Source organism: Enterobacter sp. SECR19-1250 (assembly GCF_013391025.1).
Classification (GTDB): Bacteria; Pseudomonadota; Gammaproteobacteria; order Enterobacterales; family Enterobacteriaceae; genus Enterobacter; species Enterobacter cloacae.
In genome coordinates, this window is sequence record NZ_JACASJ010000150.1 from 1 (window position 1) to 8,628 (window position 8,628).

Below are 8,628 nucleotides of genomic sequence, written 5' to 3' on the forward strand. Positions count from 1 at the left end.
GCGTGATCTGATCCTTCAACTCAGCAAAAGTTCGATTTATTCAACAAAGTCTCAGAAATAAGACAGATTTGCTGGTCTTTTTAACCAGTTAGATCTGTCGACCAAGAGCACAACCCGACATAACGACAACATGGAATCAGGACAATGAAAGCTCAATTTAAAACGAAAACACTGCTTGCCGTCGCCGTTGCGGCAGTACTGCCAGCAGGGTCGGCGTTCGCTGCAACCACCAGCGGCGGTACGGTGAACTTCAGCGGCAAGGTGGTGACCTCAGCCTGCGCCATCAGTGCTGGCAGCGCCAACATTGATGTCGACATGGGCGAAGTGCGTACCGCCACGCTAGCCGCGGCAGGCAGTGAAGCCAGCACCGCGAAAGCCTTCTCCATTACCCTGGAAGATTGCGAAATCGCCGATACCTCCGCCTCAACGGAAGACAACCCGATTGCCGCCACCACCGTGGCCGTGACCTTCACCGGTACGCCGGATGCGGCCGATGCCGACAGCCTGGCCGTTGGCGCAAACGGCGGCGCTAACTCGGCGCAGCACGTTGCGATTCGCCTGTACGACGAGCAGGGCAAAGTGGTGAAGCTGGGTGAACCTGCCGCCGCCATTCCTCTGCGTGCGGGGGCCAACACCCTGAACTTCAGCGCGAAATATTACTCACCGCAGGGCAACGCCACGGCGGGTGATGCCAGCGCGGTTGCAACCTACACCGTTACCTACTCGTAATTTTCAGGCCCGGTTCGCTGGCCGGGCCTGACTCAGCTTTAAGGAGACGCACCATGCGCGCAAAAGCAGGGATCTGTCTGGCTATTTCATTATGTTCATCCGCCGCATATGCAGGCGGCGTAGGGCTGGGCGCCACGCGAATGGTCTACTCCAGCACTACCAACCAGTCCATGCTGCAGGTCAGGAACACGCATCCCGACGCCACGTTCCTGATCCAGTCATGGATGGAAAACGAAAAAGGGCAAAAAACCAACGACTTCGTTATTACGCCGCCACTGTTCGTCATGAAACCGGCCAGCGAAAGCGCGGTGAAAATCATGTTTAACGGTAAAGCCCTGTCAGAGGATCGCGAAACGCTCTACTGGATGACGGTGAAAGCCATTCCACAGCAGACCAAAAGCGGTTCCGGCAATTCGCTGCAGTTTGCTTCGGCAAACCGCATCAAGGTGTTTTATCGCCCGGAGAGCCTTGGGCAAGGCGCAGGGGACGCCTGGAAAAGCCTGACCGGAGCCTATCGCGGCGGAAAGGTCACGCTTAGCAACCCAACGCCGTACTACCTCACCACCATCAACCTGAAAATCGATGGTATGCCGGTACAGCCGGTAATGGTGCCGCCGAAATCCAGCGTAACGCTGGGCGAAACCTTCAGCCACGCCAGCAGCGTGAGCTACCAGACCATTAACGATTACGGCGCATGGACGCCCGCGACACGCGCGGCATTGTCCCAATAATCCCGACTGTGAGGCGTGACCACGTGAAAAGAAAAATCCTGTGTGCCACGGTGATCTCCCTGGTAATTCGGCAGGCCATGGCGGCTGAAAGCGCGTTGCAATTTAACCCTGCGTTCCTCAACGGTGAGAGCGCCAACAGCGCCGATCTCGCCTGGGTCAACGCCGGGAGCGCATTGCCGCCGGGCGATCACAACCTCAACGTGTATATCAATAACAACTATGCGTTCACCGGCAATGTCACGTTCCGCACCGCTGAAAATACAGGGGAAGCCCTGCCATGCCTCACGCCTGAACAGATCGCGGCGCTGGGCATCGACAGCCAGCAGGCGAAAGGCGGCGCAGTGCCGCTCGCGCAGCGCTGCATTTTTCTGACGGAGGCGTTTGCCGATACCCGGTTTGATTTTGACCAGCAGACGCTCTCCCTCAGCTTCACCGTACCGCAGAGCGCGATGCGCAATTTGCCGCGCGGGTATGTCAGCCCGGAAAGCTGGGAAGCGGGCATTCCTGCCGCGTGGCTGAACTATGTGGTAAACGGCTCGAACAATGACTATCAGGGCGAGACGCGCACGCGCGACCAGCAGCTGTTTGCGAGCCTGAACAGCGGTATCAATCTCGGCGCGTGGCGGCTGCGTGATTTCACCACGTGGACCAAAGATACTAACGAACTCACCCACGTGCAGACCTGGCTGCAGCGGGATATTCCCGCCCTGAACGCGCAGGTTTACGCCGGGGAAACGTATACCTCCGCCCAGGTGTTCGACGCCGTGGGCCTGCGCGGCATTGCCCTGAAAACCGATGACAATATGCTGCCTGCCAGCCTGAGCGGCTATGCGCCGGAAGTGCGCGGCATCGCCCGCAGCAACGCCACGGTGACGGTTCGCCAGAACGGCAACATCATTTATCAAACCTCAGTGCCGCCGGGGGCGTTTGTGCTGAAAGATCTCTACCCGACCTCTTCCGGGGGCGATCTCGCGGTCACGATCCAGGAGAACGACGGCAGCCAGACGCAGTACACGCTTCCGTATGCCAGCGTGCCAAACCTGGTGCGTAACGGACAGCTGAAATATGCCCTGGGAGCAGGGAAATATCGTCCGATGGGCCATCAGGATGCGCCCTCTTTCGCGCAGGGCGAGCTGTTCTTCGGCTGGCGTTATGGCCTGACGTTTTACGGTGGGGCGCAGTTTGCCGATCGCTATAACGGTCTGGCCTTCGGGATTGGGCAGAACCTGGGGCGCTTTGGCGCGTATTCCATCGACCTGACCCACGCCCGCAGCCAGCTGGCGGACGACCAGCACTACACCGGCGATTCCGTGCGCCTGCGTTACAGCAAGCTGCTGAATGATATCGGCACGCGGGTTAATTTTTTCTCGCTGCGCTACTCAACGAAAGGGTTTTATACCCTGAGCGATACCACGTACAAGGGCATGGCGGGCGGATCCCCAAAGCAGATTGTGGAAGACGATGGCACCGTCACCACCCACTACGACACGGTATATAACTTGCGCATGTCGCGTAAGGCCAAAAACCAGCTGCTGCTGTCACAGCCGATGGGGCAATACGGTTCGCTGTCGCTGTCGTGGGATCAGCAAACCTACTGGAACACGTCGAAAACCACGCAAAGTTTGCAGTTCGCGTGGAACGCCACGTTTCGTAACGTGTCGCTTGGCGTCAGCGTTCAGCGCAGCGCCAGCCTGTATGACGACAAAAAAGATAACGTGCTGGCGATGTCACTTTCGGTGCCGCTGGGCAACCCGGCGCTGTCGACCCGCGCCCGCTTTACCACCACCCATGCGGATTCTACCGGCACTACGGCCAGTACCGGCGTGAGCGGTTATCTGCCGGGCCAGGAGAACCTGTTTTACAGCGTCAACCAGCGCTATAGCGCACAGCAGCACTACGGCGGCGACGCCACGCTGCAATACGAAGGCGCAAAAGGAGACTACAACCTGGGCTACAGCTACACCCGCGATTCCCGCAACCTCAGCTACGGGATGAGCGGCGGCGCGGTGCTGCATGAAGATGGTCTGACGCTGAGCCAGCCGCTCGGCAACACCAACATTCTGGTGAAAGCCCCGGGCGCCAGCGACGTTGCCGTGCTTAACCACAAGGGTATCAAAACCGACAGCCGGGGCTACGCGGTGATCCCCTACGCCACGCCGTACCGCGTGAACCAGGTCGCGCTGGATGTCACAACCGCAGGTAATGACGTGGAGCTGGAGAATGCCATCGTCAACAAAACGCCGACCGACGGCGCGCTGGTTCGCGCCACCCTTGTCACACGCCAGGGGAAAAAAGCGATGTTTGTCGTGCGCCGCGGCAACGACGTGCTGCCCTTCGGCACGCTGGTCTCACTGAACGATGACAAAACCAGCGGCATCGTCGGCGACGGCGGCAGCCTGTATTTGTCGGGGTTAACCGAGCAGGGCACGTTGAGTGCCGTATGGGGGCGCAACAGCGACCAGCGCTGCACCATCAACTACGCGTTGAACAAGCAGAGCTATAACGCCCGCACCGGGCTCTATTCACAGGAGGTGGTATGTCAGTAACGCTTCGGACGTTCAGCATCGCTTTGCTGATCTTCACGTTCCCGGTTCGCGGCTATGACGTGCTGGTTTCCGTCACCGGGAATTTGATCGGCAACACCTGCGTTGTTGCGGCGGACTCTAAAGAGCAGGACGTTCCGCTGGGCACCATCGGGATTAAACAATTCCCCCGTGCAGGCGCGGTCAGCAATATCAAAACGCCCTTCACGATCAGGCTTGAAGCGTGCGGGCCAACCTTTGCCGGGGTCAAAATCCGCTTCAGCGGCACGCCGGATAACGACAACCCGCAGCTGGTGAAAATTGCCGACGGCGGCGCCACCGGCGTGGCGGTGCAGATCCTCGATAAAGACGGCGGGCTGATCCCCCTCGACACGCAAACCACTGCCCGGGGCACGCCGGGCGATGACAGCGTAGAGATGACCTTCTACGCTCGGCTGGCCGCCACGGGCGCGCCGGTGAATGCCGGAGACGTCTCCGCCTTTGCCACCTGGACCACGGAGTATCAATGATGCGTTTATTCTTGTTTATTAGCGGATTACTGCTCTGCGCCAGCGCACAGGCGATGGAATGGAAATCAGATATCACCCTCTCCCCGCAGCCGATGACCTACAGCGGCCCGGCAGATTCGGTGGTGCCGGGGAGCATTATCGGCTCCACCTGGAGCGCCTCCGTCAGCGTACAACAGGTGTTCTGGTGTGGGTTTGTTTTTCACTGCACTAAAAGCACGCTGGAGCCGAGCAGCAGCGCGATCTCAAGCGGGATGACGGTCACCGTCGACGGGGTGAACTACACCATTTTTGAAACCGGCGTGCCGGGGGTGGGGTATATCATCGGGCTGAAGGATTTTAATGGGACCAAATACATTCCCCTGCAAACCGGTGTGACGCAGAGCTATCCGGCAGAAGGCACCAGTACAAGCACCCAGGATCTGGGGTGGTCTGCAAAGGTCACCTTCATAAAAACCGGTGTCGCCCTGAAATCCGGCGTGTATCAAATTCCGACTATCAACGCCGCGGTGCTAACCGCCTATAACAACGAGGTCAAAACGGCAAAGGTCATCATTAACCCCACCACCATCACCGTGACGGCGAGCGGCTGTACGGTGGGCACCAAAAGCGCGAACGTCGATCTGGGTACGATCGATATCCGCACGTTGACTACTGTGGGCAGTACATCGCCTTCGGGTGCGTTTAACGTCAGCCTGACCTGTGACGCGAACGTCGCGGTGAGCGCGGTGATGACCGATCAGACCACGCCGTCGAACACCTCGTCGGTGGTGACGCTGACCGGCGACTCCACCGCGTCCGGCGTAGGGGTGCAGTTTTTCTATAACGGTACCGACCCGCTGATGATGGGGCCGGACAGCTCGGCGGCGGGCACAACCAATCAGTTCTTTATCCAGAGCACCACTGCGGCACAAACCCTGTCGCTGCCGTTCCAGGCGCAATACATCCGAACCGGCGAACTGGTCCCCGGCTCGGCGAACGCGCTGGCAAGCATTACGTTCTCGTACCAGTAGGGGTTAATGTTTTACCCACACCAGCTGATCGACCCGGAAGCCCAGACTGCGCGCGGTGTTCAGGTAATCCTGCTTCACCGCGTCCGGCACGGTTGGCGTGCGCGACAAAATCCACAGGTAGTCGCGGTTCGGGCCGCTGACCAGCGCGTACTGGTACTTATCATCCAGCTTGATGACGTTATAGCCGCCGTAGAACGGGCCGAAGAACGAAACCTTCAGCGCGGCGGTGGTTGGCGCGCCGGTAAAGTACGCTTTGCCTTCACTCTCGTTCCATTTGTTCTTCACCGGGTCGTAACCCCGGTTAAGCACGCTGATTCCGCCATCGCTCCGTTGGCCGTAGGTGGCCGTCACCTGCTCCAGCCCGCGTTCAAAGCGGTTCTCCAGGCGGGCGACTTCATACCACTTGCCGAGATAGCGGCTGGCATCAAAACCGGAAATAGGCTGCACGCCTTTCGGCGGCGTGGGGGATTTACAGGCTACAAGGGTCAGCGCAATGGCAACCCCGGTGACAACAGGCCATAGCTTCATGAGAATTCCTTTCATTTGTACGGTTGGATGTTAAGTGTAGTGCACCCTTTCGGCGCTTCATCCCGTTCTGAAAAATTCGTAGTATATTGAGAGTATTCCTCCACTCTGGACATGGACATGGCTTACTCCATCGGCGAATTCGCCAGACTTAGCGGCATCACCGCCACCACGCTGCGGGCGTGGCAGCGTCGTTATGGTTTACTCAAGCCACAGCGCACGGAGGGCGGCCACCGCCAGTACAGCGATGAAGACGTTCAGCAGGCGCTGAAAATCCTCGACTGGGTGAAAAAAGGCGTGCCCATTGGCCAGGTAAAACCCCTGCTTGAGCGCCCTGTACCCCGCCGGACCAACAACTGGCAAACGCTACAGCAGAACATGCTGGAACGCCTGCAGGGGGGCAAAATCGAGTCCCTGCGCCAGATGATTTACGACGCGGGCCGCGAATACCCCAGACCTGAGCTGGTGACCAACGTGCTGCGTCCGCTGCGCAGCCAGGTGTCCGCCAACGTCGCCGCCGCCATGACTCTGCGCGCGATCCTCGACGGCATCCTCATCGCCTACACCTCGTTTTGCCTTGAAGGCGATAAAAAAGCGCCGGGCGATAACATTCTGCTCAGCGGCTGGTACCTGAACGACCCGTGTGAAATCTGGCTCGAAGCCTTGTCGCGGACCGGCCAGGGTCACCGCATCGACGTGTTACCCACGCCCCCTGCCACGCTGGCACCGGAGATATTTCCCGATCGCAAATGGCTGCTGGTCACCAGCGGTAAACTGACCGCCGCGCGGAAAAAACAGGTGGCGCAGTGGCAGCAGCAGCTTTCCCTTGAGGTCATTATCCTCTAATGATTTTCTCCTGCGGGAATCTTCACGAAAAGTTGAATATTTTTCCGCGCCGCAGATGCTAACGTTTTCCTGTGACTGACAACTTCACAGGAAAACAACATGAAAAAAACTGCCCCTCTGCTGATCCTGGCCTCCATGGCTTTTGCCCCTGCCGCCTTCAGTGCCCCTGCCGGCACGCTGAGCGTACACGTTCTCGACCAGCAAACCGGCATGCCGCCATCGGATGTCACCGTTACCCTGGAAAAGCAGCAGCAGGACAAATGGATCCCGGTTGCCAGCGGCAAAACCGACCATGACGGACGTATCAAATCGCTCTATCCCCAGGAACAGGACATGCAGCCTGGCGTGTATAAAGTGACCTTCAAAACCGCAGACTATTTCCACGCTAAAAAGCTGGAGACATTCTTCCCGGAAGTACCGGTGCTGTTTACCGTCACCCGGACCAACGAGAAACTGCACATTCCACTTCTGCTGAGTCAGTACGGTTATTCAACCTACAAGGGCAGTTAAAACCTGTTGATTTTAAACGGAAATAAAAAATACCTCCGCCAATACTTGGACAAATAAGCAAGATTGTGTAAGTTTTAAGTATTGGCTCTGGAGGAACATACCATGACAACGAAACCTGTGCTGGGTATTAGCGGCTGCTTGACCGGGTCCGCCGTTCGCTTTGACGGCGGGCATAAGCGTATGGGTTTCGTCATGGATGAGCTGGCCCAGTGGGTGAATTTCCGACCCGTTTGCCCCGAAATGGCCATCGGCCTGCCTACACCACGCCCTGCGCTGCGTTTGATCATGACGACCGGCGGCGACACGCAGATGCGTTTTAGCCATCCGCCGCATGATGACGTCACGCAGAAAATGGCCGATTTTACGGCCAGCTATCTGCCTAAGATCGGCGATCTCGCCGGGTTTATCGTCTGTGCAAAATCCCCTAGCTGCGGCATGGAACGCGTGCGCGTGTACGATGAAAACGGCAACCGGGGCCGCAAGGAGGGCGTCGGGCTGTTCACCGCCGCGCTCCTTGAAACCTGGCCGTGGCTGCCCGTAGAAGAGGATGGCCGTCTGCACGACCCGGTGCTGCGGGAAAACTTCGTCGAGCGCGTTTTTGCGCTACACGAACTGAACACGCTGCGTAAAAACGGCCTGACGCGCCGCGCGCTGCTGGATTTTCACAGCCGCTACAAACTGCAGCTGCTGGCACACCATCAGGCGGGTTACCGTGAGATTGGTCCGTTTGTCGCCTCGCTGCATGAATGGGACGATCTGGACGCGTTCTTCGAGGCGTACCGCGAAAAACTGATGACCATCCTGAAAAAGCCCGCCTCGCGGAAAAATCACACCAACGTGCTGATGCATATTCAGGGCTATTTCCGTAATCAGCTTAACAGCCGCCAGCGGGGTGAGCTTCGTGACGTGATCCTGCATTACCGCGAAGGGCTTCTGCCCATTCTTGCGCCGATCACGCTGCTAAAACATTACCTTGCCGAATACCCGGATCAGTATCTGATGACGCAAAACTACTTTGATCCCTATCCTGATGATTTGGGTCTGCGTCTGGCCGTTAAATAATCAATAAGGCGAAGGCCCCCATTGACCCTCAGGGGCCCGAAGCAGTAGCCCGTTTAGACGACATCCTCACTGTCGTCTCTTTTTTGCATTTCGCCTGAAAGGCTGTAAATATATGGGTCTTCCCTTGTTGTGGTGGCTGAAGGCATGATAATGGCGTATTAAA

9 protein-coding genes are annotated in these 8,628 nt (G+C 58.0%); 8 read left to right on the forward strand and 1 reads right to left on the reverse strand.

All coding sequences use genetic code 11. From position 1 onward, the window contains the following. Positions 1-144 precede the first annotated feature (144 nt). From HX884_RS24115 to HX884_RS24135, 5 genes are read left to right on the forward strand one after another with little or no spacing between them, the layout of a single operon-like run. Positions 145-729 (forward strand): fimbrial protein, encoded by a 585-nt coding sequence (locus tag HX884_RS24115; protein ID WP_178328911.1) that lies wholly within the window; start codon positions 145-147, stop codon positions 727-729. Between the two features lie 53 nt (positions 730-782). Further along, positions 783-1,460: a molecular chaperone gene (locus HX884_RS24120; protein ID WP_178328912.1), complete on the forward strand. Its 678-nt coding sequence runs from the start codon at positions 783-785 to the stop codon at positions 1,458-1,460. A 23-nt stretch (positions 1,461-1,483) separates the two neighbouring features. Then, positions 1,484-4,006: a fimbria/pilus outer membrane usher protein gene (locus HX884_RS24125; protein WP_178328913.1), complete on the forward strand. Its 2,523-nt coding sequence runs from the start codon at positions 1,484-1,486 to the stop codon at positions 4,004-4,006. Next, complete coding sequence (locus HX884_RS24130) at positions 3,997-4,512, forward strand: fimbrial protein (RefSeq protein WP_023621018.1); 516 nt, start codon at positions 3,997-3,999, stop codon at positions 4,510-4,512. Before HX884_RS24125 ends, HX884_RS24130 begins: the two co-directional genes overlap by 10 nt. Continuing rightward, positions 4,512-5,522 carry a fimbrial protein gene (locus tag HX884_RS24135; protein WP_178328914.1) on the forward strand — a complete coding sequence of 337 codons (1,011 nt, stop codon included), beginning with the start codon at positions 4,512-4,514 and terminating at the stop codon, positions 5,520-5,522. The genes HX884_RS24130 and HX884_RS24135 overlap by 1 nt, the downstream gene beginning before the upstream one ends. Positions 5,523-5,525: 3 nt before the next feature. Here the strand turns inward: HX884_RS24135 and HX884_RS24140 are convergent, their stop codons facing one another. Further along, entirely contained in the window at positions 5,526-6,050 is a 525-nt protein-coding gene (locus tag HX884_RS24140; RefSeq protein WP_029881878.1) for a lipocalin family protein, read from the reverse strand. A 117-nt stretch (positions 6,051-6,167) separates the two neighbouring features. Here HX884_RS24140 and HX884_RS24145 point away from each other — a divergent pair, with 117 nt between their 5' ends. The 3 genes from HX884_RS24145 (at position 6,168) to HX884_RS24155 (ending at position 8,465) form a co-directional block, all read left to right on the forward strand. Continuing rightward, the gene (locus HX884_RS24145; RefSeq protein WP_020686466.1) at positions 6,168-6,893 is read left to right on the forward strand and encodes a MerR family transcriptional regulator; all 726 of its coding nucleotides are present in this window, start codon (positions 6,168-6,170) and stop codon (positions 6,891-6,893) included. Between the two features lie 99 nt (positions 6,894-6,992). Next, positions 6,993-7,403 (forward strand): hydroxyisourate hydrolase, encoded by a 411-nt coding sequence (gene uraH, locus HX884_RS24150; RefSeq protein ID WP_013094857.1) that lies wholly within the window; start codon positions 6,993-6,995, stop codon positions 7,401-7,403. Between the two features lie 102 nt (positions 7,404-7,505). Then, complete coding sequence (locus tag HX884_RS24155; RefSeq protein WP_029881877.1) at positions 7,506-8,465, forward strand: DUF523 and DUF1722 domain-containing protein; 960 nt, start codon at positions 7,506-7,508, stop codon at positions 8,463-8,465. The last annotated feature ends 163 nt before the right edge of the window (positions 8,466-8,628 follow it).